A 23,736-nucleotide genomic window follows, 5' to 3' on the forward strand; every position below is an offset into this window, starting at 1 on the left:
CAGTATAAACGCGGCGCTCTGAAGTTCTTCGCGAGCAAGCTCGCTCCTACAGTGAAACGGGTTGCCGCCCCGGGCCGGGGCAGCGGTTACTCGGTCGCGCTGTCTGGCGTTGCACCTTCAGCGTTATGGGACAAGCTGTACACGTAAGCCGCCAGCAGGTGCACCTTGTCATTGCCTTGCAGCACATCCTGGGCTGGCATCTGGCCCTGGCGACCATGGCGGATGGTCTGCTGCAGCTGCGCCAGGCTGGTGCCGTAGATAAAACCGGCAGGCTCGGTCAGGTTAGGCGCGCCCATGGCTTCCACACCGTGGCCTTGTGGGCCGTGGCAGGCCACGCAGGTGGTGTTGAACGCGGCTTGCCCGGCTGCCAGGTCTGCGCTGTTGTCAGCAGGCAACGGCAGCTTGGCCAGGTCGTGGCGCACGTAGGCGGCGACGTTTTTCACCCCGTCCTCGCCCAGCACTTCACCCCAGGCCGGCATCGCCGCGTGGCGACCGTTCAGGATGGTGGCTTTGATAGCCTCAGCCGAGCCGCCCCAGCGCCAGTTATTGTCGGCCAGGTTGGGGAAACCATAGGCGCCCTTGGCGTCCGAACCGTGGCATACCGCGCAGTTGGAGGCGAACAGGCGACCGCCCATCTTCAACGCTTGCGGGTCCTTGGCGACTTCTTCCACCGGCATGGCCGCGAACTTGGCGAAGATCGGCCCGAACCTGGCGTCGGCCTTGGCCATTTCCTTGTCCCATTCCTTGGTCTGGGTCCAGCCGTCTTCATAGCCCGGCAGTACGCCTTTCCAGTTGCCCAGGCCCGGGTAGAGGATCAGGTAGCCGACGGCAAACACCAGGGTGCCGGCGAACAACATGAACCACCACTGGGGCAGCGGGTTGTCGTATTCCTCGATACCGTCGAAGGCGTGGCCCATGGTCTGGTCGACGCTGCCCTTGGTCTCGCCCTTGCGGGTGCCGACCAACAGCCAGGTCAGACCGATCAGGCTGCCCAGGGTCAATACGCAGATCCATGTACTCCAGAACGTAGTCATGGCCGAGTGCTCCTTGTGGCTGGCTCTGCTTGAGCGTCGGGTGGGGAAGGTTCATCGGCAAACGGCAGCAGGCGCGCCTGCTCGAATTCCGCATTGCGGCGGTTGTTGAATACCCACAGCGACAGGCCGATAAAGGCGATGGCGACCACCAGCGTGCCAAGGCCGCGGATGGTGCCTGCATCGAATTCAAATCCCATGGCTCACCTCTTGCTCTTGATGGCAGTGCCGAGCACTTGCAGGTAGGAAACCAGCGCGTCCATCTCGGTCTTGCCCTTGAGGCTGGCGACTGCGCCATTGATGTCGTCGTCGGTGTACGGCACGCCGAGGGTGCGCATCACTTTCAACTTGGTCTCGGTGTGGCTGCTGTCGACGGCGGCGGTGACCAGCCAGGGGTAGGCCGGCATTTTCGACTCTGGCACCACGTTTCGCGGGTTGTATAAGTGCGCGCGGTGCCAGTCGTCCGAGTAGCGTGCGCCGACGCGGGCCAGATCCGGGCCGGTACGCTTGGAACCCCACAGGAACGGGTGGTCCCACACGCTTTCGCCGGCCACCGAATAGTGGCCGTAGCGCTCGGTCTCGGCGCGGAACGGGCGGATCATCTGCGAGTGGCACTGCACGCAGCCTTCGCGGATGTAGATGTCGCGGCCTTCCAGTTGCAGCGCGGTGTAGGGCTTCATGCCTTCGACCGGCTTGTTGGTCACGTCCTGGAAGAACAGCGGGACGATCTGGGTCAGGCCACCGATGCTCACGGCAAGCACCATCAGCAGCATCAACAGGCCGACGTTCTTTTCAATCGTTTCGTGTTTCATCATCGACTCCTCAGGCCATTTGCGCGGCAGCGGTGACTTCGGCAGGTTGCGCCGAACGCACGGTGCGCCATGTGTTGTAAGCCATCAGGAACATGCCGCTGAGGAAGATCGCACCGCCCACCAGACGCACGATGAAGCCTGGGTGGCTGGCCACCAGGGTTTCGACGAAGGAGTAGGTGAGGGTGCCGTCTTCGTTGACCGCACGCCACATCAGGCCCTGGGCGATGCCGTTGACCCACATCGACGCGATGTAGAGCACGGTGCCGATGGTGGCCAGCCAGAAATGCGCGTTGATCAGGCCGAGGCTGTACATCTGCTCGCGACCGAAGATTTTCGGGATCATGTGGTACAGCGCGCCGATGGAGATCATCGCCACCCAGCCCAGCGCCCCGGCGTGTACGTGGCCGATGGTCCAGTCGGTGTAGTGGGAGAGGGCGTTGACGGTCTTGATCGCCATCATCGGGCCTTCGAAGGTCGACATGCCGTAGAACGCCAGGGAGACCACCAGAAAGCGCAGGATCGGGTCGCTGCGCAGCTTATGCCAGGCGCCCGAGAGGGTCATCATGCCGTTGATCATGCCGCCCCAGCTCGGTGCCAGCAGCACCAGCGACATCACCATGCCCAGGGACTGCGCCCAGTCCGGCAGAGCGGTGTAGTGCAAGTGGTGCGGGCCGGCCCAGATGTACAGGGTGATCAGCGCCCAGAAGTGCACGATGGACAAGCGATACGAATACACCGGGCGTTCGGCCTGCTTGGGCACGAAGTAGTACATCATGCCGAGGAAGCCCGCAGTGAGGAAAAAGCCTACTGCGTTATGCCCATACCACCACTGCACCATGGCATCCGTCGCACCGCCGTACAGCGAGTAGGACTTGGTCAGGCTGACCGGGATTTCCAGGTTATTGACGATATGCAAAATGGCCACGGTGATGATGAACGCACCGAAGAACCAGTTGCCCACATAGATGTGCTTGGTCTTGCGTTTCATGATCGTGCCGAAGAACACGATGGCGTAGGCGACCCAGACGATGGTGATCAGGATGTCGATCGGCCATTCCAGTTCGGCGTATTCCTTGGAGCTGGTGTAGCCCAGTGGCAGGCTGATCGCGGCCAGCAGGATCACAAGCTGCCAGCCCCAGAAGCAGAACGCGGCGACTTTCGGCGCGAACAGCTGCGTCTGGCAGGTGCGTTGCACCGAGTAAAAGGAGCTGGCGAACAGCGCACAGCCACCGAACGCGAAGATCACCGCGTTGGTGTGCAAAGGGCGCAGGCGGCCGAAGCTGGTCCAAGGCAAATCGAAGTTGAGCGCAGGCCAAACCAATTGGGCGGCGAGAAAAACCCCGAGCCCCATGCCGACGATGCCCCACACCACCGTCATAATGGCGAATTGGCGGACCACCTTGTAGTTATAGGCGGTACTTAAAGTAGTGTTCATGGTTCCCCATCCACGGTTCAACCCAAGCAAATGCGGCACTTGGGCTGGAGTTATAGGCAGACTAAAAAGCGAGGCAAGCATGGGCAAAGAGCACAAGGCCAGTATTGACGGGGATCAATGGGCGCAGTGTGTACGGGAACATGGCTGGTTGTGGGATGTCGCCACCGGCACGACGTCGGGTGAGCCGGTCATGCTGATCCTGGCCCACGGCGCTGGCGCACCGATGGACTCGGCGTTCATGAACGACATGGCTGCACGCCTTGCCGCGCATGGCGTGAACGTGTTGCGCTTCGAGTTCCCGTACATGGCCCAGCGCCGCTTGGACGGGGGCAAACGCCCGCCGAATCCGGCGCCGAAACTGCTGGAGGCGTGGCGTGAGGTGTATGCCCAGGTGCGACGTCATGTCGCTGGGAAACTGGCGATTGGCGGCAAGTCCATGGGCGGGCGGATGGCCAGTTTGTCGGCCGATGAATTGGGCGCCGATGGGTTGGTGTGCCTGGGCTATCCGTTCTATGCGGTGGGCAAGCCAGAGAAACCCCGGGTGGAGCACTTGGCTGCGCTGAAGACGCCGACGTTGATAGTGCAGGGCGAGCGCGATGCCTTGGGCAATCGGGCGGCGGTAGAAGGTTATGACTTGTCAGACAGTATCGAGGTGATGTGGCTGGTGGCGGGGGATCATGACTTGAAGCCGCTGAAGGCTTCGGGGTTCAGCCATGAGCAGCATCTGGAGGCGGCGGCGGTGCGCGTCGCTGAGGTTCTCAGGGGTTGTTGATCGTTCCCGCGCTCCGCGTGGGAATGCAGCCCAGGACGCTCTGCGTCCCCCTCTAAAATTGTGACGCAGAGCGTCACAGGAGGCGTTCCCACGCAGAGCGTGGGAACGAGCCCGTTCAGCGGTTAAAACGCTCCACCAGCGAATACTGGGTATTGGCGGTATGCGTCAACTCTTCACTCAGTTGCGCCGAGTTCATCGCCTGCTCCGAGGTCTGGTCCGCCAACAGTGCAATGGTGCTGATATTGCGGCTGATCTCCTCGGCCACCGCGCTTTGCTCTTCGGTAGCAGCAGCAATCTGGGTGGTCATGTCGGTGATATTGGCCACCGCCTCACTGATGCCCACCAAGGCCTGGTCGGCTTCCATCACCCGCGCTACACCTTCTTCAGCCTGGCGGTGCCCGGCGTCCATGGTTTGCACGGCGGCAGCCGCCGTGTGTTGCAGCTTGGCAATCAGGGTATGGATCTGCCCGGTGGATTCGGCCGTACGCTGCGCCAGTTGGCGCACTTCATCGGCGACCACCGCGAAACCACGGCCCATCTCACCGGCACGCGCGGCTTCGATGGCGGCGTTGAGCGCCAGCAGGTTGGTCTGGTCGGCGATGCCTTTGATCACATCAACCACGCCGCCGATTTCATCGCTGTCCTTGGCCAGTTGCGTGACGGTCACACCCGTCTCGCCCACCGCCACCGACAGCCGCTGAATCGCCTCGCGGGTTTCCCCGGCGATATCGCGGCCGCGCCCGGTCAGGCGGTTGGCTTCCTGGGTGGCATCGGCGGTGCGCTGCACGTGGCTGGCCACTTCCTGGGTGGTCGCCGCCATCTGGTTCACCGCAGTGGCCACCTGTTCGGTTTCCACGCGCTGGCGTTCCAGGCCGCTGGAGCTGTTGTGCGCCAGGGTGTTGGACTGCGCCGCCTGGTCGTTGAGGTGCTCGGCGGTGTCCTGCAGGCGGGTAAGACAGGTCTTCAGACGCGCTTCCTGGCTGAGGATCGACATTTCCAGACGCGCTTGTGCGCCACGGCTGTCGGTGTACATCTGCGCGATCAACGGGTCGGACGTGGTCTGTTCGGCCAGGCGCAGCAAACGCTTGAGACCGCGCTGTTGCCAGCTCAAGCCCAGCAGGCCCAACGGCACCGACAGCGCCGCTGCCAGGGCAAAGCCCCATTGGGAGGTGAGGGTGGCGCCGATCATGAAGCTCAGTTGGCTGACCAGGATAAACGGCAGCCAGTCCTGCAGCACCGGCAGCCACTTGTCCCGCTGAGGAACGGCCGACTTGCCCTGGTTGATACGTTGATAGAGCGCTTCGGCCCGGCGGATCTGCTCGGCGGTGGGCTTGATGCGCACCGATTCGTAGCCGATCACCTGGTTGCCGTCGAAGACCGGCGTCACATAGGCGTTAACCCAATAGTGGTCACCGGTCTTGCAGCGATTCTTGACAATGCCCATCCATGGCAAGCCTTGTTTGAGCGTGGACCACATATGCGCGAACACGGCCGGCGGCACATCCGGGTGACGCACCAGGTTATGTGGGGCGCGGATCAGTTCTTCGCGGGTGAACCCACTGATTTCGACAAAGGCGTCGTTGCAGTAGGTAATCACACCCTTGGCATCTGTGGTGGAGATCAACCGTTGCTGAGCGGGGAAGGTACGTTCGCGCTGGGTAACGGGTTGGTTATTACGCATGATTGTTCAATCCGCAAGGCTTTCAGGGGGTATCGGCCATGCGGGGCATTTATTTAACTTATTTTTGCAACAATCCTGCGAACGGTGTTGCCCCTGTAGGAGCGAGCTTGCTCGCGAAACACTCAAGGGCAACGCGTTCATTCAGGATGCCCGCGTTAGCGTTGAAGTCCTTCGCGAGCAAGCTCGCTCCTACAGTAAGGAAGGTTTAGCCTGCGAGCATCGGGTAGGTGAACAACCCGAAGTGCAGCAGATTCAAGCCAAAGTGCGTGGCAATCGCCGCGCCGAGCCCGCCAAAGCGATAGGCCAGGCCGTAACCCACGCCGGCAATACTCGCCAGCAGCATCCACTGCCAACCCGCAGCAAAATGCACCAGGCCGAATAACAGCGAGGCCAACAGCAGCGCGAGGTTCTCGCCATAGGGCAGGTGTTTGAAGCGTCGGCTCAGGCCGCCCTGGATATACCCGCGAAACAGCGCTTCTTCGACCAACGTCACCAGCAGCAGGTTATTCAACACCCACAGCCACGCCTCGTCCGGCCATTTCGGCGCCCAACTGATCATCCCTAGCAGCGCTGCGCCACCCAGGGCGGCGATGGCGGCCAGGGTCAGGGCCACGGCCGTGACGCAGATCGACAGGCGCAATGAGCGTCGCGCCACAATCCATGGGCAGGCCAGCAACAGCCAGAAGCCGATCAGGGGTTTGTCCTGGTTCAGGTACATCGAGAAGGGCACTGAGTCCGGAGTAAAACGCTGGGGCGCAATACCGCGGCCGTTATAGAAACCCGGCAGCCAGTGCATCGCCAGGCCCAGGGCCAGGACAATAAACAAGGCGTGACCCAGGTAGCGCGCCCAAGGGTTGCGTTGCTGGCGCACGGCGTACCCGGCCACCAGCAGCAGTGCGATGGAGACCGCCGCCAGTACGCCCAGTTGGCCGTAGATCAAGGCCACGACATAGCCAATGGAAAGTAGGGTGAGGTACAGCCAGGGCAAAGCAATCATGTGAAATCCTTCGAAAAATCCGGGCAGCATTATAGCGAGTGGCCAGGTTCCAGGGCATGAAAACGCCTCCACGTACAAGGCAAGGGGGAAAGGATTGCAAAGTATGTTTGCGGCTGGTTATAGTCGTCGCGTCTTAGTCCCTTCAAAAAAGATCAGCACATGCCAGCTTCCCAGCGCATAGCGGTAGTCGATTCAGCGGTCAACGCCGTGGTCGTGCCGTGCCGGGGCAAGCAGCCTGCGCAGATCAGTCACTACCCCCCACCTGTCAGTAGCACGCCGGTGTACGCAGTCGTATCACCGCCGGGTGTTGGCATTTCGGGCTGATCAGCAATCCGCTGTTGCCCCGTGCCTGCCTGAAAAAAACCTACTGAAATTCAGTTTTTTACTGAGTCGGCTTTTTTGCCTGATAACAGGTGGTAACCATGTCTGTGCTTTCGAAACAATCCGTGGCCGCGGCGGCCTCGACGAGCGTGTTTGTCTTGCTGTGGAGCAGCGGGGCGATCTTCTCCAAGTTAGGCCTGGCCCATGCTTCGCCCTTTGCATTTCTGTTGATCCGGTTTGCCATCGCCCTGATGGGGTTGGTGGTGTTGGTACCCATCCTCAAGTTGAAGCTGCCTCGTCCCGGCAAACCCCTGCTGTATGCGGCGGCGACGGGCCTGGTACTGCTGGGGGCCTACCAGATCTTCTATCTGCTGGCCCTGGACCTCAACGTCACCCCCGGGGTGATGGCGACCATCATGGGCGTGCAGCCGATCCTTACCGTGGTACTGATGGAGCGCCAACGCTCCTGGCGCCGGCTGTTCGGCCTGGGGTTGGGGTTGGCGGGCTTGATCATGGTGGTATATCAGGGCATCGGGCTGGCGGGCATGTCCCTGGCGGGGATGCTGTTCGGGCTGCTGGCGCTGGCGAGCATGACGTTTGGCTCGATCATGCAAAAACGCATCACCGACAATCCCTTGGGCACGCTGCCACTGCAATACCTGGCCGGGTTGCTGCTGTGCGCGGTGTTCGTGCCGTTCCAGCCGTTCCACTTTGAACACAGTGCGCGTTTTTACCTGCCGGTACTGTGGATGGGGCTGGTGGTGTCGGTACTGGCGACGCTATTGCTGTACCGCCTGATCGCCCGGGGCAACCTGGTGAATGTCACCAGCTTGTTCTACTTGGTGCCGGCGGTGACGGCGGTGATGGACTACCTGATCTTCGGCAATCGCCTGGCCCTGTTGAGCGTGTTGGGGATGGCGTTGATCATCGTAGGCTTGGTCTTCGTGTTCCGTAAGCACTAAAACCCACCCCCCCCTGTAGGAGCGAGCTTGCTCGCGAAGAACGTCAACGATAACGAGGGCATCCTGAATGAACGAGATGCCCTCGGGTTTTTCGCGAGCAAGCTCGCTCCTACAGTTGTGCGGTTGTTATTTGGACCGGCGCAGTACCAACCACAGCGCCCCGGCAATCAACACTCCGCCATACAGATGAGCCATGGACAACGGCTCATCCAACAGCAACGCCCCCCACAACACGCCGAACGGCGGAATCATGAAGGTCACAGTCATCGACTTGACCGGGCCAATGGATGACAGCAGGCGGAAGTACAGGATGTAGGCAAACGCCGTACACACCAGCCCTAGCCCCAGCAGCGACGACCACACCTGCCAGCCGCCCCAGCTCGCCGGTGGATGGCTGATGGCACTGTAGGCAAACAACGGCAACAGGAACAACGTCGCCCCCAACATGCTGCCCAAGGCCGAGAGACGGCTGTCCAACCCGCCGCGCTGGTCCAGCCAACGCCGCGCCAGGAAACCGGCAAAGCCATAGCAGGTGGTTGCCAGCAGGCACGCCAATGCGCCCATCAATAATTCCAGATCAAAGGCCACCGGCCCCGCACGCGTGAGCACGGCAACGCCAAACAGCCCCAAGGCGACACCTGCGATTTTCGACGGCGTCAGGCGTTCGCTGAAAAACAATCCGCCAATCAGCACGCCCATCAGCGGTGTGGTGGCGTTGAAAATCGCCGAATAACCCGCCGGCAGTACCTGCGCCGCCACTGAATACATGGTCGCCGGAATCCCGGAGTTGATCACCCCCAGCAGCAAAACGGTTTTGAACTTGCCCTGGAAATCCCAGCTCACGCGCATCATCGCCAGGATCACCAATAAACCCGCGGCGGCAATCGACACGCGGAAGAACGCGGTGGGCACCGTGCCGATTTCCGGCGCGATCATGCGCATAAACAGGAAACTCGCGCCCCAGATGGCAGCCAGCCCCAGCAGATACAGGGTGTCAACAGGTCTCACGGAAAACTCCTACGCCAATCGGGCGCAGAAGTGTTGCCCAGCGGGCAGGTCGGCACAATGGCTAATTGCAGTCAGTTCACCGCCGTGCAAAATCATTCTTCTCCTGCCTCGGTTCACTGGCTAAGCTCTGGGCTTCCAGATACCCGTTCGAGGTTTCCCGCATGTCGCAGTCCGCCCTCGCTATCGCCCGGATGATCCTCGACGGTTTCGACGATTACCGTGAGCACTTCCGCCAGATCACCGATGGCGCCCGTGAGCGTTTCGAGAAGGCCCAGTGGCAGCAGGGGCAGGTCGCGTCGGCCGCGCGCATCAACCTCTATGAAGAGAAAGTCGCTGAGGTCACGACCCGCCTGCGCGCCAGTTTTGACCCTGCGGCGTTGCAGGACATCGGCCAGTGGCCCCTGGTAAAAAGCGCCTATATCGGCCTGATCGATCTGCGTTTTGACGATGAACTGTCCGAGACCTGGTACAACTCGATCTTCTGCGGCCTGTTCAGCCATGACCTGATCAGCGACGGCTGTATGTTCATTCACACCACCCGGCCTAGCCTGCGCCGGGCGCGGGCGGCGCAAACCCGTATCTACACGCCGGCCGGTAAAATAGCGGACATGCTCGCGCAGGTTTTCTCTGACTACAGCTTCAGCGAGCCCTACGCCGACCTGCCCGCCGACCTGCGCCGCCTCGAAGCCCAGTTGCGTGAAAACCTGCCGGATTGGGTGTGCAAGGACCCAGACCTCAAGGTCGAGTTGTTTTCCTCGGTGCTGTACCGCAACAAAGGCGCCTACCTCGTGGGGCGCATCTACACGCGCGACGAACAATGGCCGCTGGTGATTCCGCTGCTGCACCGCGAAGGGCGTGGCATTCAGATCGATGCGTTGATCACCGACGAAGCCGACGTGTCGATCATCTTCTCGTTCACCCGTTCCTATTTCATGGTCGACGTGCCCGTGCCCGCGGAATTCATCGGCTTTCTCAAGCGCATCCTGCCGGGCAAGCACATTGCCGAGCTGTACACCTCCATCGGTTTCTACAAGCACGGCAAATCCGAGTTCTACCGCGCGCTGATCAACCACCTGGCCACCACTGATGACCAGTTCATCATGGCCCCCGGTGTGCGTGGCATGGTCATGAGCGTGTTCACGCTGCCGGGTTTCAATACGGTGTTCAAGATCATCAAGGACCGCTTCTCGCCGTCAAAAAACGTCAACCGCGCCACGGTGATCGAAAAGTACCGCCTGGTGAAAAGCGTCGACCGGGTAGGGCGTATGGCCGATACCCAGGAGTTCGCCGACTTCCGCTTCCCCTTGAGCAAGTTCGAGCCCGAGTGCCTGGCCGAGTTGCTGGAAGTCGCCGCCGGTACTGTGGAGGTAGAGGGCGACACCGTGCTTATCCGCCACTGCTGGACCGAGCGACGCATGACCCCGCTCAACCTCTACCTCGACAACGCCAACCCCGCCCAGGTGCGCGAAGCGTTGGAAGACTACGGCCTGGCGATCAAGCAACTGGCGGCGGCGAATATCTTCCCCGGCGACATGCTGCTGAAGAACTTTGGCGTCACCCGCCACGGCCGCGTGGTGTTCTACGACTACGACGAAATCTGCTTTCTCACCGAAGCCAACTTCCGCCATATCCCCGCGCCGCGCACCCCCGAGGATGAAATGGCCTCCGAGCCCTGGTACTCCATCGGCCCGCTGGATGTGTTCCCCGAGGAGTTCCCGCCGTTCCTGTTTGCCGACGCCGGGCAACGCAGATTGTTCGATGAGCTGCATGGCGAGCTGTACAACGCTGATTACTGGAAAGGCCTGCAGGACGCGATTCGTGCCGGTAAGGTGATCGACGTGTTCCCCTACCGCCGAAAAGACCCTCTGTAACGCATTCCCCCCTTGTGGGAGCGGGCTTGCTCGCGAATGCGGTGTGTCAGTCACAGATGTATCAACTGAACCACCGCTTTCGCGAGCAAGCCCGCTCCCACATTTTGGTTCGGTTTACTCCCGTTGCAGCTCAACCGGCTGCCCGCTCGGCTGCTTTTCTGCCACACTTGCCGGCCGTGCATAAATAGATGACCGTCGAACTAGCTGATGACAGACCAAGCACCCACCCTCGACCAACTGCTCAAAACCCTCGATCACGCCATGCTCGCCGACCGCCACCGCTTGCGGCGCCAGTTGCTTGAGCTGCGCAAGAAGCCCGACGAGGAGAAGCTGGCGCAGTGGGTGGCGCGCATGCAGGCATCGTGCGCGCAGGTCACGGCGCGGCGCGCCAGCCTGCCGGTGATTCGCTATGACGACAGCCTGCCGATTGCCGCCAAGCGCGATGAGATCAAGGACGCGCTGAACAAACACCAGGTGCTGATCATCGCTGGTGAGACCGGCTCGGGTAAAACCACGCAGTTGCCAAAAATCTGCCTGGAAATCGGTCGCGGCCAGTTCGGCCTGATCGGCCATACCCAGCCGCGTCGGATCGCCGCGCGCAGTGTCGCCAGCCGCGTTGCTGAAGAACTGGCCACGCCGCTGGGCGCGTTGGTCGGCTATCAAGTGCGCTTTGAAGACCAGAGCGATGCCAACACCCTGATCAAGCTGATGACCGACGGCATCCTGCTGGCCGAAACCCAGAACGACCGCTACCTGGAACGCTACGACACGATCATCGTCGACGAAGCCCACGAACGCAGCCTGAACATCGACTTCCTGCTCGGCTACCTCAAGACCCTGTTGCCGCGTCGCCCCGACCTGAAAGTCATCATCACCTCGGCCACCATCGACCTGGAGCGCTTTTCCAAGCATTTTGACGATGCGCCGATTGTCGAGGTGTCGGGCCGTACCTTCCCGGTGGACACTTGGTACCGCCCGCTCACCCTGGAACAGGACGAGGAGGGCAACCGCGTCGAGGACGACCTGACTGTCGACCAGGCGATCCTTGCTACCCTCGATGAAATCGCCGCCTATGAACGCAGCGAACGCCGCAGCCCTGGCGACGTGCTGGTGTTTTTGCCCGGCGAGCGCGAGATTCGTGACGCGGCCGATATGCTGCGCAAGGCCCAGCTCAAACACACCGAGATTTTGCCGTTGTACGCACGGCTGTCGCCGGCCGAGCAGCAGCGCATTTTCCAGTCCCACCCGGGCCGGCGCGTGGTACTGGCGACCAACGTCGCGGAAACCTCGCTGACCGTGCCGGGCATTCGCTATGTAATCGACAGCGGCACGGCGCGCATCAGCCGCTACAGCTACCGCGCCAAGGTGCAGCGTTTGCCTATCGAGGCGATTTCCCAGGCCAGCGCCAACCAGCGTAAAGGCCGTTGCGGCCGGGTTGAGCCGGGCATTTGCGTGCGCTTGTACAGCGAAGAAGATTTTATCGCGCGCCCGGAATTCACCGACCCGGAGATCCTGCGTACCAACCTGGCCGCCGTGATCCTGCAGATGCTGCACCTGCGCCTGGGCGAGATCACCGATTTCCCGTTTATCGAACCGCCGGATGGCAAGGCCATCAGCGACGGTTTCAACCTGCTGCAAGAACTCTCGGCGGTGGACCGCAACAGCCAGCTCACACCGCTGGGCCGCCAGCTCGCCCGCTTGCCGGTGGACCCGCGCATGGGTCGCATGTTGCTGGAAGCGGCCAAGCTCGGCAGTTTGCAGGAAGTGCTGATCGTCGCCAGCGCCATGTCGATCCAGGACCCACGCGAGCGGCCGCCGGAGCGTCAACAAGCGGCCGACCAAGCCCACGCACAGTGGAAAGACCCGGATTCGGACTTCGCCGGGTTGGTCAACCTGTGGCGCGGTTTCGAGGAGCAGCGCCAGGAACTGACCGCCAGCCCGTTGCGCAACTGGTGCCGCAAAAACTTCCTCAACTACATGCGCCTGCGCGAGTGGCGTGATTCCCATCGCCAGTTGAGCCTGATCTGCCGCGACATGCAGCTGAGCCTCAACAAAGAGCCCGCCGACTATCCGAAGCTGCATAAAGCCGTGTTGTCCGGCCTGCTCAGCCAGATCGGCCAGAAGACCGAAGACGGCGACTACCTCGGGGCGCGGCAGCGACGCTTCTGGATTCACCCGTCTTCGGGCATCGGCAAGAAGCGCCCGCAGTGGCTGATGACCGCCGAACTGGTGGAAACCACCAAGCTCTATGCACGCATGGTGGCGAAAATCGATGCCGATTGGATCGAACCGCTGGCCGGGCACTTGATCAAGAAAAACCACTTCGAACCCCATTGGGAGAAGAAGCGCGGCCAGGTGGTGGCGTTTGAGCAGATCACCCTGTTCGGGCTGATCGTGGTCGGGCGCCGGCCGGTGCATTACGGGCCGATTGACCCGGTGGCGTCCCGCGAGCTGTTTATCCGTGAAGGCCTGGTACGTGGCGAGATTCAGTCCCGTGCCAAGTGCCTGACGGCCAACCAGAAACTGCTGGAGCAACTCGATGAGCTGGAAGCCAAGGCTCGCCGTCGCGACATCCTGGCCGACGAAGAAACCCTGTACGCCTTCTACGATGCGCGCTTGCCCGCAGAGATTCACCAGACCGCCACCTTTGACAGTTGGTACAAGGTCAACAGCCAGAAAGACCCGCAACTGCTGATCATGCGCGAAGAGGACGTACTGGCCCGCGAGGCCAGTGAAGTCACCGCCGCGCATTACCCGGACACCTTGCACTTGGGCGACCTGGCCCTGGCCTTGAGTTACCACTTCGAACCCAACCACCCCCGTGACGGCGTGACCCTGCGGGTGCCGGCGCCGTTGTTGCCGGCGTTGCCAGCCGAGCGCCTGGAGTGGCTGGTGCCGGGGTTGATCGAAGCCAAGTGCATCGCCCTGGTGCGCAACTTGCCCAAGGCGCTGCGCAAAAACTTCGTGCCGGTGCCGGACTTCGTCAAGGCCGCGCTGCAACGCATCGAATTCGGCCAGGGCTCGTTGCCCCAGGCGCTGGGGCGTGAATTGCTGCGCATGACCGGTGCGCGGGTCAGCGATGAGGCGTGGGCCGAGGCGGCGCAGCAGGTGGAAAACCACCTGAAGATGAACCTGGAAGTGGTCGACGGCCAGGGCAAGTTCCTCGGCGAAGGCCGCGACCTGGCCGAGCTGACCGCACGGTTCGCCGAAGCCAGCCAGGCTGCCTTGGCGGTGCCGCAAACCGCGAAAAGCCAGCAGCCGGTAGAGGCCAAGGTGTTTGCGGCGGTGGCGCAAAAGACCCAGCAAAACATCGCCGGCCTGTCGATGACGGTGTACCCGGCCCTGGTGGAAGAGAACGGCACGGTCAAGGAGGGGCGTTTCTCTACCGCCGCCGAAGCCGAGTTCCAGCACCGTCGCGCCTTGCAGCGCCTGCTGATGCAGCAATTGGCGGAACCGGCGAAATTCCTGCGCGGCAAATTGCCGGGCTTGACCGAGTTGGGCCTCATGTACCGTGAACTGGGGCGTATCGATGCGCTGGTCGAAGACATCCTGCTGGCCAGCCTCGATACCTGTGTACTTGAAGGCGAAGATAGCCTGCCACGCGATGGCGCTGGCCTGGCAGCCTTGGCTGAACGCAAGCGCGGCAGTTGGACCGAGCACGCCGAGCGCCTCGCGCGCCTGACCCTGGAGGTGCTGAAGCTCTGGCACGGCCTGCAAAAGCGCTTCAAGGGCAAGATCGACCTGGCCCAGGCCGTGGCCTTGAACGATATCAAGCAGCAACTGAGCAACCTGGTGTACCCAGGCTTTGTACGGGAAACCCCGGCCCAGTGGTTCAAGGAACTGCCGCGTTTTCTCAAGGCCATCGAGCTGCGCCTGGAAAAACTGCCGAGCCAGGTGCAAAAGGACCGTGTGTGGAGCAGCGAGTTGGGCGGTTTGTGGGCGCAGTACCAGAACCGCCTGAACAAACACACCCAGGAAGGCAAGCGCGACCCGCAACTGGAGCTGTACCGCTGGTGGCTGGAGGAGTACCGGGTGTCGCTGTTTGCCCAGCAGTTGGGCACCAAGGTACCGATTTCCGATAAGCGCCTGAGCAAGCAATGGAGCCAGGTAGAGCCCTGAACCCCTGGCCCACCTGTAGGAGCGAGCTCGCTCGCGAAAAACGTCAACGATAACGCGGGTATCCTGGATAAGCGCGTTGCCTGTGGGTTCTTCGCGAGCAAGCGCGCTCCTACAGGCATTAGGGCAAGCCCCATCCCACAATGGGATGTTTGTCTGGCCTATAGCGCCAAATCCCCAGGGTTGTGGCAAACTTCGCGGTTACAAGAGTGAATAAAAGCATTGCCAGTTTGATGCCCGCTGGATGACATCAAACCACTTTAAGTTTGGTACGACGGTACCAATATCTTCTGCCTGACAGATTTAGAGGAACGACCGTGCATAACGTCGTCATCAGCGGCACTGGCCTGTACACCCCGGCCAACAGCATTTCCAACGAAGAGCTGGTGCAGTCTTTCAATGCCTACGTACAACAGTTCAACGCCGACAACGCCGCCGCTATCGAACGTGGCGATGTGCAGGCGCTGACCGAGTCGAGCGCGGCATTCATCGAAAAGGCATCCGGCATCAAGAGCCGTTTTGTGATGGACAAGGACGGCATCCTCGATCCGCAGCGCATGGCTCCACGCCTGCCCGAGCGCAGCAACGACGAATGGTCGGTGCTTTGCCAGATGGCCATCGGTGCCGCCGAACAAGCCCTGCAGCGCGCCGGCAAGACCGCCGCCGATATCGACGGCGTGATTGTCGCCTGCTCCAACCTGCAACGCGCCTACCCGGCGATCGCCATTGAAGTCCAGGAAGCCTTGGGTATCCAGGGTTTCGGTTTCGACATGAACGTGGCGTGTTCCTCGGCCACCTTCGGCATCCAGAACGCGGCCAACAGCATCCAGTTGGGCCAGGCCCGGGCGATCCTGATGGTCAACCCGGAAGTCTGCACCGGCCACCTGAACTTCCGTGACCGTGACAGCCACTTCATCTTCGGTGATGCCGCCACGGCGGTGATTCTGGAGCGTGCTGACCTGGCGACGTCCGAACATCAGTTCGACGTGGTGAGCACCAAGCTGCTGACCAAGTTCTCCAACAACATCCGCAACAACTTCGGCTTCCTCAACCGCACCGCGGAAGAGGGCATCGGCGCTCCCGACAAGCTGTTCGTGCAGGAAGGCCGCAAGGTGTTCCGTGATGTCTGCCCGATGGTGGCCGAATTGATCGGCGAGCACTTGGCAGAAAACCAGCTGAGTGTGACCGATGTGAAGCGTTTCTGGCTGCACCAGGCCAACCTGAGCATGAATCACCTGATCGTCAAGAAGCTGCTGGGGCGCGACGCGTCGGTGGAAGAAGCGCCGGTGATCCTCGATACTTACGCCAATACCAGCTCGGCCGGCTCGGTGATTGCGTTTCACACTTATCAGGATGACCTGCCCAAGGGCGCGGTTGCCGTACTCAGCTCCTTTGGCGCCGGGTATTCGATTGGCAGTGTGATCCTGCGCAAACGCTGAGTATGTGGGAGCTGGCTTGCCTGCGATGGCATCACAGTGGTGTGCCTGATACACCGAGGTGTCTGCATCGCAGGCAAGCCAGCTCCCACAGGGTCGGGTGTGCACTTTTAGATCGAGGTTTGAATGGCAGCAGCGGACGACACGCACCTGCTTGAACGCCTGCTCAAGGGTGAGCAGCAGGCTTATAAGGAATTGGTCAACACCTACCAGAGTGCAATGCGGGCAGTGGCCTATGCCATCGTCGGCCAGCGCCATGCCGATGAGGTGGTGCAAGATGCCTGGCTCTCGGTGGTGCGCAACCTGGCCAAGTTCGAAGGGCGATCCAGCCTCAAGACGTGGTTATTAACCATTACTGCCAACTCCGCAAAGAGTCGTTACAAACAAAATCGTCGGGAAGTGCTGCTCGACGACTTGCCCTCACCCCACGGCACTATCGGCGATGACCGCTTCAGCCCCGATGATGGCCATTGGGCTGTCGCCCCGTATGCCTGGCACCAGGACACCCCGGAAGCGCTGCTGACCGAAGATGAATTGCGCCAATGCCTGGAGCATACGATTCTGAGCTTGTCCGAATTACAAAGCAGTGTGCTGGTGTTGCGTGAACGCCAGGGCCTGGAGCTGGAAGAGATCTGTAATCTTCTCACCCTTTCACTCTCCAACGTCCGTGTGCTGTTGCATCGAGCACGGCTTAAAGTCTTCGCCACGGTGGAGCATTTTGAGGAAACGGGCGAATGTTGACCTGTAAAGAGCAAGTAGCGCGTTCCAGTGACTATCTCGATGGGCAATTGACCTTTCGGGAGCGTCTTATGGTGCGTCATCACTTGATGTTTTGCCCGAACTGCCGGCGCTTTATCCGTCAGATGCGCCTGATGCAGACGACGCTCAAGCGTATGCCGCAGGAGCCGGTGGAGGGTGTGGATGCGCTGGCTGAACAACTGGCGGCCGAGCGGCGTAAAGACATCATGTAGGAGCGAGCTTGCTCGCGAAGAACGTCAACGATAACGCGGGTATCCTGGAGAACCGCGTTGCCTGTGGGTTCTTCGCGAGCAAGCTCGCTCCTACAAGTTAAGCATTAGAACTTGGCTTCAGCATCCAGTTGCAAGGTGTTGGTGTCGGCATCCCGCTGGGTCCGGCTGGCAAAGTCAGCCTTGGTCAGGAAGTAGGTGGCGCCGATGGCGAAGTTCTTGTCGATGTCGTAGCTGACTTTCATCTTGTGACCGCGCGAACCGGTGGTGCCGTTGGCGAAGTCCGAATCGGTGAAGGCGCCTACGACGGCATTACGTTGAACGTCGCGGTAGTTGTAGTCCAGGTTCAAACCGAACACCTTGGACTTGGCACCCAGCAACCAGGCGGTGTCCTGGTCGGTCACCGCATCGTTGTTTTTCACGTACTGGCCGTAGAACGACAGCGGCACAGCCAGGCCACCGATGTCTGCTTGCGCAAAGCCTTCGTACAAGCGGAATTCGTTGTTGGCCGAGTTGCCGTTGACCGCCAATGCGCAAGGCGTGGTGGTGGTTGTGCAACGGCTGTCTTCGTCATTCTTGTAGGCGTAGATGCTGCCGCCCAAGGTCATTTTCAGGTTGTCGGTGACCGAGAAACGCGTACCCAACTGGCCGGACGTCAGGCGCAGGTCATGGCGAAATTGCACGCCGTCACCGTCCACGTTGTCCTTGAGGTTGTAGTTACCCAGGCTGCCGAACAGTTCTGCGCTGCTCCCCAGCGGGTATTTGTAGGTGACGGCCAGGCCTTCAGGGTTGATGTCGCTATCCCAGATCACGTCGCCCATGTTCACCCACGGTTGCAGCATCTTGCCGCCGATCACGTGCAGGTTCTTGATCTGGTCCGGGTGGTAGTCGATGTAGCCGAGGTCCAGCCAGATCGATTTCTTATCGAAGTAACCATCCTGGTCCTGGTTAGTGGAACGTGCATCGTCGCCGCCGCCGGTGGCGATACGGATACCGGTGTCCACTTGCGGGTTGATTTCGGTGTAGGCACCCAGGCGCGCACGGATACGTTGACGGTCCTTGTCACGCCCACCGTTGTTGGGCTCGCCGTCGATCTTGATGGTTTCCTGACGGAAGCGCACATCACCCTTGAACTGGGTCTTGGCTGCCCAAGCCAATTTCTGGTCGAAGCTGCTCAGCTCGTTGGTTTTTTTCGCAGTGGCCGCGATCTGCTCGTTGGTCTCTTGTTGAGCCTGGCGGGCGATCTGTTGTTCTTTCTGATCCCTGGCCAGTTCCATTTGCAGTTCGGTGTACTGCGCCGCGGTGATCTGGCCGTTGGCCTTGAGCATGTCGAGCAATTTAGCGTCGACTGCAGCGCTGGCCGGAACGCTCAGTGCCAGCAACAGGCCGCCACACAGGACCGCCGCAGTTTTAGTGGAAGCAAGACGCATATCAATCTCCGAAAGTGAGGAGGGAGGGCAACCACCCTCCAGGACACAACCGACCCATGACGGACGGAAAAAATGTCGCCCGGTAGACCCGGACGCTCTAAAAACTGGCGTCAGTATCGCGACCGTTTATGACGGAGTAGTGGCTAAGTGATTTCATCTAGATGACAAATCGTTACGCTACGGAACTAAGGGTTTTGACGTCTGTCCGCGTGTTTTCTGGGTGTGTGTGCGGCTGTGATCAGCGATACTCGCCAGGTTTTCATGCCAAGAAACAATGAGGATGCCGATGCCGTTGCAACGCCTGGACAGCCTGTCCGATATCGCTGCGCACACGTGGGATGCCCTGATGCCACAGGCCCAGCCGTTTATGCAGCATGGGTTTCTGAGCGCGCTGGAAGACAGCGCCAGCGTCGGCCCGCATTCGGGCTGGCAGACGGAGCATTTGCTGCACTGGGAAGGCGACCGGTTGATGGCGGCATTGCCGGGTTATCGAAAATGGCATTCTTATGGCGAGTACGTGTTCGATCACGGCTGGGCCGACGCCTGCGAGCGCGCTGGCATCGACTACTACCCCAAGTTGCTGACGGCCGTGCCGTTCAGCCCGGTCGGTGGGCCGCGCGTGTTGGCTGCCAGTGCCGCAGACGCTTTCGAATTGCTCAATAGCCTGCCGGGGTATCTGGAGATCGAAGGCCTGTCGAGCGCCCATATCAACTTTACCGATGCCCTCGCCGATGAAGCCATGGCCCAACACCCCGGCTGGTTGCAACGCCTGGGTTGTCAGTTTCATTGGCAGAACCGAGGCTACCGCGACTTCCAGGATTTCCTCGACGCCCTGAGTTCACGCAAGCGTAAACAGATGCGCAAAGAGCGCGAACAAGTGGCGGGGCAGGGTATCGAGTTCGAGTGGTTGCAAGGCCACGAGCTGAGCGAAGCCCAATGGGATTTTGTCTACGCCTGCTACGCCAACACCTACGCGGTGCGCCGGCAATCGCCCTACCTGACCCGCGCGTTTTTCAGCCTGCTGGCTGAGCGCATGCCCGCAGCCATCCGCGTAGTCTTGGCCAAACAAGGCACGCGCCCGGTGGCCATGGCCTTCAGCCTGCTTGGTGGCGACAGCTTCTATGGCCGCTACTGGGGTTGCCTGGCGGAATTCGACCGTCTGCATTTCGAAACCTGTTTCTACCAAGGCATGGACTACGCCATCGCCCACGGCCTGCAACGCTTCGATGCGGGTGCCCAGGGGGAGCACAAATTGATTCGCGGGTTTGAGCCGGTGATTACGCGGTCCTGGCACTACCTGCGCCACCCGGGGTTGAAGAACGCTGTGGAAGATTTTCTTGAGCGCGAACGGGTGGGGGTTCTGGCGTATGCCGAAGAGGCGAGGGCGGCTTTGCCTTATCGGCACTCTGACGGAACGTAAAACACCTTGTAGGAGCGAGCTTGCTCGCGAAGAACGTACAGGCGACGCGGGTTTACAGCTGTAAGCACTGCGTCATCATTGGCGTTTTTCGCGAGCAAGCTCGCCCCTGCAGGGAGTGGGTCAAGCTGTTTTTTCTGCACCCAACCATCGGTAGGTAATGCCGCCGATCACCGCGCCGAGGATCGGCGCGAGCCAGAACAACCACAACTGCTGCAGCGCCCAGCCGCCGACAATCAACGCAGGCCCCGTGCTGCGGGCCGGGTTGACGGAGGTGTTGGTCACCGGGATGGAGATAAGGTGAATCAGCGTCAGCCCCAGGCCAATGGCGATGGGCGCGAAGCCTGCCGGGGCTCGACGGTCGGTGGCGCCAAGGATGATCAGCACGAACATCGCGGTCATCACCAGCTCACAAACAAAGCCTGCCGCCATGGAATAACCACCGGGCGAATGCTCGCCATAGCCATTGCTTGCCAGCCCGGAGGCCAGTTCGAACCCAGGCTTGCCGCTGGCGATGAAGTACAGCAGTGCGGCGGCGATGGCGCCTCCGATCACTTGCGACACGATGTAAGCTGGCAACTCCTTGGCCGGGAACCTGCCGCCGACCACCAGCCCCACCGAGACGGCCGGATTAAGGTGGCAGCCGCTGATATGCCCGATGGCAAACGCCATGGTCAGTACCGTGAGCCCGAAAGCCAGTGACACACCGAGCAGGCCGATGCCTACATTGGGGAACGCTGCGGCCAACACCGCACTCCCGCAGCCACCCAACACCAGCCAAAACGTACCCAGTCCTTCCGTTACGGAACGTTTGAACAGTGACATGAACACTTCCTTAGATTGCTCTATCTGATTAACGGTCTGTGTGGCTTCCCTGCCGCCTTAAATCAGGGCCCTCCTGGGGCCTGATTGCAGTACAGCAGGATTGTGCCGCAAGACCAGTCAGATAGAGAAAGCTGTCAGAATTGTTCGGAATTGAGCGGGGCTTTACCCAACAAAATCAGTCTATACCGACAAATCCTCCGGTTTGATGCTGCCATAACCGCGAATAAAGCCCGCCGTATGCCAGCAACTCGGAATGGCTGCCGCTTTCGGCGATCTGGCCTTTTTCCAGCACCACCAGGCGGTCCATGCGTGCGATGGTCGACAACCGGTGCGCGATCGCAATTACCGTCTTGCCCTGCATCAGGGTTTCCAGGCTCTCCTGGATCGCCGCTTCCACTTCCGAGTCCAGCGCAGAGGTGGCTTCGTCCATGATCAGGATCGGCGCGTCCTTGAGCAGCACGCGGGCGATAGCGATACGCTGACGTTGCCCGCCGGAGAGTTTCACCCCGCGCTCACCCACATGGGCATCCAGCCCGGTGCGGCCCTCGGAGTCCGACAGCAGCGGGATGAACTCATCGGCACGGGCCTTGTGCACCGCCGCCCACAGTTCTTCGTCAGTCGCGTCGGGCTTGCCATACAACAGGTTGTCGCGGATCGAGCGGTGCAGCAACGAGGTGTCTTGGGTGATCATGCCGATCTGTGCGCGCAGGCTTTCCTGGGCCACTTCGGCGATGTCCTGGCCGTCGATGAGGATGCGCCCGCCCTGCAGGTCGTAAAGGCGCAGCAGCAGGTTGACCAGCGTCGATTTGCCTGCGCCGGATGGGCCGATCAAGCCGATCTTTTCCCCGGCCTTGATCTCAAGGTTGAGGCCGCCAATGATTCCGCTCTTCTTGCCGTAGTGGAAGTCCACTTGCTCAAAGCGTACCTGGCCGTGGGGCACCGTCAGGCGCGGAGCGTTTTCACGATCGACCACGGCCAGTGGCTGGGCGATGGTTTTCAGGCCGTCCTGCACGATACCGATGTTTTCGAAGATGCCGTTGACCACCCACATGATCCAGCCGGACATGTTGACGATGCGGATCACCAGGCCGGTGGCCAGGGCAATTGCGCCCACGGAAATCAGCGACTGCGTCCACAGCCACAGGGCCAGGCCAGTAGTGGTGACAATCAGCAGGCCGTTCAGAATACAGATCACGGTGTCCATGCTGGTGAGTACGCGGGCGGCCAGTTGGGTTTTTTCGGTCTGCTCGATGATCGCTTGCTTGGCGTATTCCTGTTCATTCTGCGTATGGGCGAACAGCTTCAAAGTGGTGATATTGGTATAGCCGTCGACAATTCGGCCCATCAACTTGGAGCGCGCCTCCGAGGAGACCACTGAGCGTTCTTTCACGCGAGGTACGAAGTAACGCAGGGCCAGGCTGTAGCAAACGATCCAAGTGATCAGCGGAATCATCAACCGCCAGTCGGCCTCGGCAAACAACACCAGGGCACTGATGGCGTAGATCGACACGTGCCAGATAGCCTCTGCGGTCGCCACCGCCGAGTCACGCAAGGAGTTGCCGGTTTGCATGATCCGCTGGGCGATGCGCCCGGCGAAATCGTTCTGGAAGAAATTCAGGCTCTGTTTGAGCACGTAGCTGTGGTTTTGCCAGCGAATCAGGCTGGTCATGCCAGGGTTGATGGTCTGGTGCACCAGCAAGTCATGCAGGCCGTTGAAGAGCGGGCGTAACAACAGGGCGACCACGGCCATCCAGATCAGCTCGGCGCTGTGGATCTGGAAGAAGTTCGCCGGCGGCGTGCCCTGGGCCAGGTCGATGATGCGGCTCAAGTAGCTGAACAACGCCACTTCGATCAGGGCGCCCACCAGCCCCACCACCAACAGCGCGGCAAAGCACGGCCACACCTGGCGCAGGTAATAGAGATAGAAGGGCAGGACTTTTTCGGGAGGGGCCGCGCTGGGGGCGTCGCGGAAAATATCGATCAGCTGTTCAAAACGACGATAGAGCATTAGGTTTGACGCCCGCCGGGCGGGCTCTCCTTTCAAAGGTGCACGGTGCCGTGTGGGCACCGCGCAAAGCTGCCTGCAGACCTCAGTCGATGCGCTTGGCCGACTTGATGATCACAGGATCGATGGGCACGTTCTGCATGCCTTGCTTGGTGGTGGTCTGGGAGTTGACGATGATGTCGACGACGTCCATGCCCTTGACCACTTTGGCGAACACGGCATAACCGGCATCGCGGCCCGGGTCGAGGAAGGCATTGTCAGCCACGTTGATGAAGAATTGGCTGGTGGCCGAGTTCGGGTCATTGGTGCGAGCCATGGACAAGGTGCCACGCACGTTATGCAGGCCATTGCTGGCTTCGTTCTTGATCGGTGCTTCGGTCGGCTTTTGTGACATTTGCTGGGTGAACCCGCCACCCTGGACCATGAAGCCCGGGATCACGCGGTGAAAGATCGTATTGGTGTAGAAGCCCTTGTCGACATAGGCCAGGAAGTTCTTGGTGCTGATCGGCGCCCTGACCGGGTCCAGTTCGATTTCAATCTGGCCGTTGGTGGTGTCGAGCAAAACATGTGGCGCCTTGGCCGGCTCAGCCGCCATCAGGTTGGCAGCGAACAAGGCGGAACCGGCAAATAAGGCGATTTTTTTCAGCAT

At 60.8% G+C, this 23,736-nt stretch carries 19 protein-coding genes; 8 read left to right on the forward strand and 11 right to left on the reverse strand.

Annotation, left to right across the window (positions count from 1 at the left end; translation table 11 throughout):
• Nucleotides 1–86: 86 nt before the first annotated feature.
• Genes ccoP through ccoN form a run of 4 tightly spaced genes read right to left on the reverse strand, consistent with a single transcriptional unit; the run spans nt 87 to nt 3,278 of the window.
• Nucleotides 87–1,034 (reverse strand): cytochrome-c oxidase, cbb3-type subunit III, encoded by a 948-nt coding sequence (gene ccoP / locus QK296_RS05200; RefSeq protein ID WP_003193162.1) that lies wholly within the window; start codon nt 1,032–1,034, stop codon nt 87–89.
• Entirely contained in the window at nt 1,031–1,231 is a 201-nt protein-coding gene (locus QK296_RS05205) for a cbb3-type cytochrome c oxidase subunit 3 (RefSeq protein WP_003193161.1), read from the reverse strand. The genes ccoP and QK296_RS05205 overlap by 4 nt, the downstream gene beginning before the upstream one ends.
• Before the next feature lie 3 nt (nt 1,232–1,234).
• Nucleotides 1,235–1,843, reverse strand: a complete 609-nt coding sequence (gene ccoO, locus QK296_RS05210; RefSeq protein WP_003193159.1) for a cytochrome-c oxidase, cbb3-type subunit II — start codon at nt 1,841–1,843, stop codon at nt 1,235–1,237.
• Between the two features lie 10 nt (nt 1,844–1,853).
• Nucleotides 1,854–3,278 (reverse strand): cytochrome-c oxidase, cbb3-type subunit I, encoded by a 1,425-nt coding sequence (ccoN, locus tag QK296_RS05215; RefSeq protein ID WP_003193158.1) that lies wholly within the window; start codon nt 3,276–3,278, stop codon nt 1,854–1,856.
• Between the two features lie 79 nt (nt 3,279–3,357).
• Here ccoN and QK296_RS05220 point away from each other — a divergent pair, with 79 nt between their 5' ends.
• Nucleotides 3,358–4,050: an alpha/beta family hydrolase gene (locus QK296_RS05220; protein ID WP_282390673.1), complete on the forward strand. Its 693-nt coding sequence runs from the start codon at nt 3,358–3,360 to the stop codon at nt 4,048–4,050.
• Between the two features lie 115 nt (nt 4,051–4,165).
• Here QK296_RS05220 and QK296_RS05225 read toward each other — a convergent pair whose 3' ends face one another.
• Both QK296_RS05225 and QK296_RS05230 read right to left on the reverse strand, forming a co-directional pair.
• Nucleotides 4,166–5,731 (reverse strand): methyl-accepting chemotaxis protein, encoded by a 1,566-nt coding sequence (locus QK296_RS05225; protein ID WP_003193153.1) that lies wholly within the window; start codon nt 5,729–5,731, stop codon nt 4,166–4,168.
• A gap of 205 nt (nt 5,732–5,936) precedes the next feature.
• Entirely contained in the window at nt 5,937–6,728 is a 792-nt protein-coding gene (locus QK296_RS05230; RefSeq protein WP_282390674.1) for a CPBP family intramembrane glutamic endopeptidase, read from the reverse strand.
• A gap of 422 nt (nt 6,729–7,150) precedes the next feature.
• Here QK296_RS05230 and QK296_RS05235 point away from each other — a divergent pair, with 422 nt between their 5' ends.
• Nucleotides 7,151–8,011 (forward strand): DMT family transporter, encoded by an 861-nt coding sequence (locus tag QK296_RS05235; RefSeq protein ID WP_032895843.1) that lies wholly within the window; start codon nt 7,151–7,153, stop codon nt 8,009–8,011.
• Nucleotides 8,012–8,137: 126 nt separating this feature from the next.
• On the opposite strand, the gene QK296_RS05245 is transcribed toward QK296_RS05235, so the two are convergent.
• A complete protein-coding gene (locus QK296_RS05245) occupies nt 8,138–9,019 on the reverse strand; it encodes a DMT family transporter (protein WP_186606954.1) in 882 nt (293 codons plus the stop codon).
• Nucleotides 9,020–9,180: 161 nt separating this feature from the next.
• Here QK296_RS05245 and aceK point away from each other — a divergent pair, with 161 nt between their 5' ends.
• The 5 genes from aceK to QK296_RS05270 all read left to right on the forward strand — a co-directional run bounded on the left by aceK (nt 9,181) and on the right by QK296_RS05270 (nt 17,413).
• A complete protein-coding gene (gene aceK / locus QK296_RS05250; protein ID WP_282390675.1) occupies nt 9,181–10,890 on the forward strand; it encodes a bifunctional isocitrate dehydrogenase kinase/phosphatase in 1,710 nt (569 codons plus the stop codon).
• Between the two features lie 207 nt (nt 10,891–11,097).
• Complete coding sequence (hrpA, locus tag QK296_RS05255) at nt 11,098–15,009, forward strand: ATP-dependent RNA helicase HrpA (RefSeq protein ID WP_282390676.1); 3,912 nt, start codon at nt 11,098–11,100, stop codon at nt 15,007–15,009.
• A 314-nt stretch (nt 15,010–15,323) separates the two neighbouring features.
• Nucleotides 15,324–16,445, forward strand: coding sequence for a beta-ketoacyl-ACP synthase III (locus QK296_RS05260; protein ID WP_003193141.1), 1,122 nt, complete (start codon nt 15,324–15,326; stop codon nt 16,443–16,445).
• 123 nt (nt 16,446–16,568) lie between these two features.
• On the forward strand, nt 16,569–17,183 hold the full coding sequence (locus QK296_RS05265) for an RNA polymerase sigma factor (protein WP_003193139.1): 615 nt from the start codon (nt 16,569–16,571) through the stop codon (nt 17,181–17,183).
• Nucleotides 17,177–17,413 (forward strand): zf-HC2 domain-containing protein, encoded by a 237-nt coding sequence (locus tag QK296_RS05270; protein ID WP_282390677.1) that lies wholly within the window; start codon nt 17,177–17,179, stop codon nt 17,411–17,413. The genes QK296_RS05265 and QK296_RS05270 overlap by 7 nt, the downstream gene beginning before the upstream one ends.
• Nucleotides 17,414–17,517: 104 nt before the next feature.
• Here the strand turns inward: QK296_RS05270 and QK296_RS05275 are convergent, their stop codons facing one another.
• A complete protein-coding gene (locus QK296_RS05275) occupies nt 17,518–18,840 on the reverse strand; it encodes a putative porin (RefSeq protein ID WP_003193136.1) in 1,323 nt (440 codons plus the stop codon).
• A gap of 286 nt (nt 18,841–19,126) precedes the next feature.
• On the opposite strand from QK296_RS05275, the gene QK296_RS05280 reads away from it, so the two are divergent.
• A complete protein-coding gene (locus QK296_RS05280) occupies nt 19,127–20,260 on the forward strand; it encodes a GNAT family N-acetyltransferase (RefSeq protein ID WP_034136154.1) in 1,134 nt (377 codons plus the stop codon).
• A gap of 120 nt (nt 20,261–20,380) precedes the next feature.
• Here the strand turns inward: QK296_RS05280 and aqpZ are convergent, their stop codons facing one another.
• The 3 genes from aqpZ to QK296_RS05295 form a co-directional block, all read right to left on the reverse strand.
• The gene (gene aqpZ, locus QK296_RS05285) at nt 20,381–21,082 is read right to left on the reverse strand and encodes an aquaporin Z (protein WP_044275039.1); all 702 of its coding nucleotides are present in this window, start codon (nt 21,080–21,082) and stop codon (nt 20,381–20,383) included.
• A 175-nt stretch (nt 21,083–21,257) separates the two neighbouring features.
• Complete coding sequence (locus QK296_RS05290) at nt 21,258–23,090, reverse strand: ABC transporter ATP-binding protein (protein WP_003193125.1); 1,833 nt, start codon at nt 23,088–23,090, stop codon at nt 21,258–21,260.
• An 82-nt stretch (nt 23,091–23,172) separates the two neighbouring features.
• Nucleotides 23,173–23,736 (reverse strand): peptidylprolyl isomerase, encoded by a 564-nt coding sequence (locus QK296_RS05295; protein ID WP_169856751.1) that lies wholly within the window; start codon nt 23,734–23,736, stop codon nt 23,173–23,175.

Origin of the sequence: Pseudomonas sp. AL10, from assembly GCF_029960685.1 — a bacterium.
In the GTDB taxonomy this organism is placed as follows: domain Bacteria; phylum Pseudomonadota; class Gammaproteobacteria; order Pseudomonadales; family Pseudomonadaceae; genus Aquipseudomonas; species Aquipseudomonas lactis.

What these genes read in the sequence shown, in the direction of transcription:
- QK296_RS05295 (WP_169856751.1), bottom strand. Translation starts at nt 23,736, where the DNA reads ATGCTGAAAAAAATCGCCTTATTTGCCGGTTCCGCCTTGTTCGCTGCC.
- QK296_RS05270 (WP_282390677.1), top strand. Translation starts at nt 17,177, where the DNA reads ATGTTGACCTGTAAAGAGCAAGTAGCGCGTTCCAGTGACTATCTCGAT.
- aqpZ (WP_044275039.1), bottom strand. Translation starts at nt 21,082, where the DNA reads ATGTCACTGTTCAAACGTTCCGTAACGGAAGGACTGGGTACGTTTTGG.
- QK296_RS05265 (WP_003193139.1), top strand. Translation starts at nt 16,569, where the DNA reads ATGGCAGCAGCGGACGACACGCACCTGCTTGAACGCCTGCTCAAGGGT.
- QK296_RS05225 (WP_003193153.1), bottom strand. Translation starts at nt 5,731, where the DNA reads ATGCGTAATAACCAACCCGTTACCCAGCGCGAACGTACCTTCCCCGCT.
- ccoP (WP_003193162.1), bottom strand. Translation starts at nt 1,034, where the DNA reads ATGACTACGTTCTGGAGTACATGGATCTGCGTATTGACCCTGGGCAGC.
- QK296_RS05235 (WP_032895843.1), top strand. Translation starts at nt 7,151, where the DNA reads ATGTCTGTGCTTTCGAAACAATCCGTGGCCGCGGCGGCCTCGACGAGC.
- QK296_RS05280 (WP_034136154.1), top strand. Translation starts at nt 19,127, where the DNA reads ATGCCGTTGCAACGCCTGGACAGCCTGTCCGATATCGCTGCGCACACG.
- QK296_RS05220 (WP_282390673.1), top strand. Translation starts at nt 3,358, where the DNA reads ATGGGCAAAGAGCACAAGGCCAGTATTGACGGGGATCAATGGGCGCAG.
- aceK (WP_282390675.1), top strand. Translation starts at nt 9,181, where the DNA reads ATGTCGCAGTCCGCCCTCGCTATCGCCCGGATGATCCTCGACGGTTTC.
- QK296_RS05230 (WP_282390674.1), bottom strand. Translation starts at nt 6,728, where the DNA reads ATGATTGCTTTGCCCTGGCTGTACCTCACCCTACTTTCCATTGGCTAT.
- ccoO (WP_003193159.1), bottom strand. Translation starts at nt 1,843, where the DNA reads ATGAAACACGAAACGATTGAAAAGAACGTCGGCCTGTTGATGCTGCTG.
- ccoN (WP_003193158.1), bottom strand. Translation starts at nt 3,278, where the DNA reads ATGAACACTACTTTAAGTACCGCCTATAACTACAAGGTGGTCCGCCAA.
- QK296_RS05275 (WP_003193136.1), bottom strand. Translation starts at nt 18,840, where the DNA reads ATGCGTCTTGCTTCCACTAAAACTGCGGCGGTCCTGTGTGGCGGCCTG.
- QK296_RS05205 (WP_003193161.1), bottom strand. Translation starts at nt 1,231, where the DNA reads ATGGGATTTGAATTCGATGCAGGCACCATCCGCGGCCTTGGCACGCTG.
- QK296_RS05290 (WP_003193125.1), bottom strand. Translation starts at nt 23,090, where the DNA reads ATGCTCTATCGTCGTTTTGAACAGCTGATCGATATTTTCCGCGACGCC.
- hrpA (WP_282390676.1), top strand. Translation starts at nt 11,098, where the DNA reads ATGACAGACCAAGCACCCACCCTCGACCAACTGCTCAAAACCCTCGAT.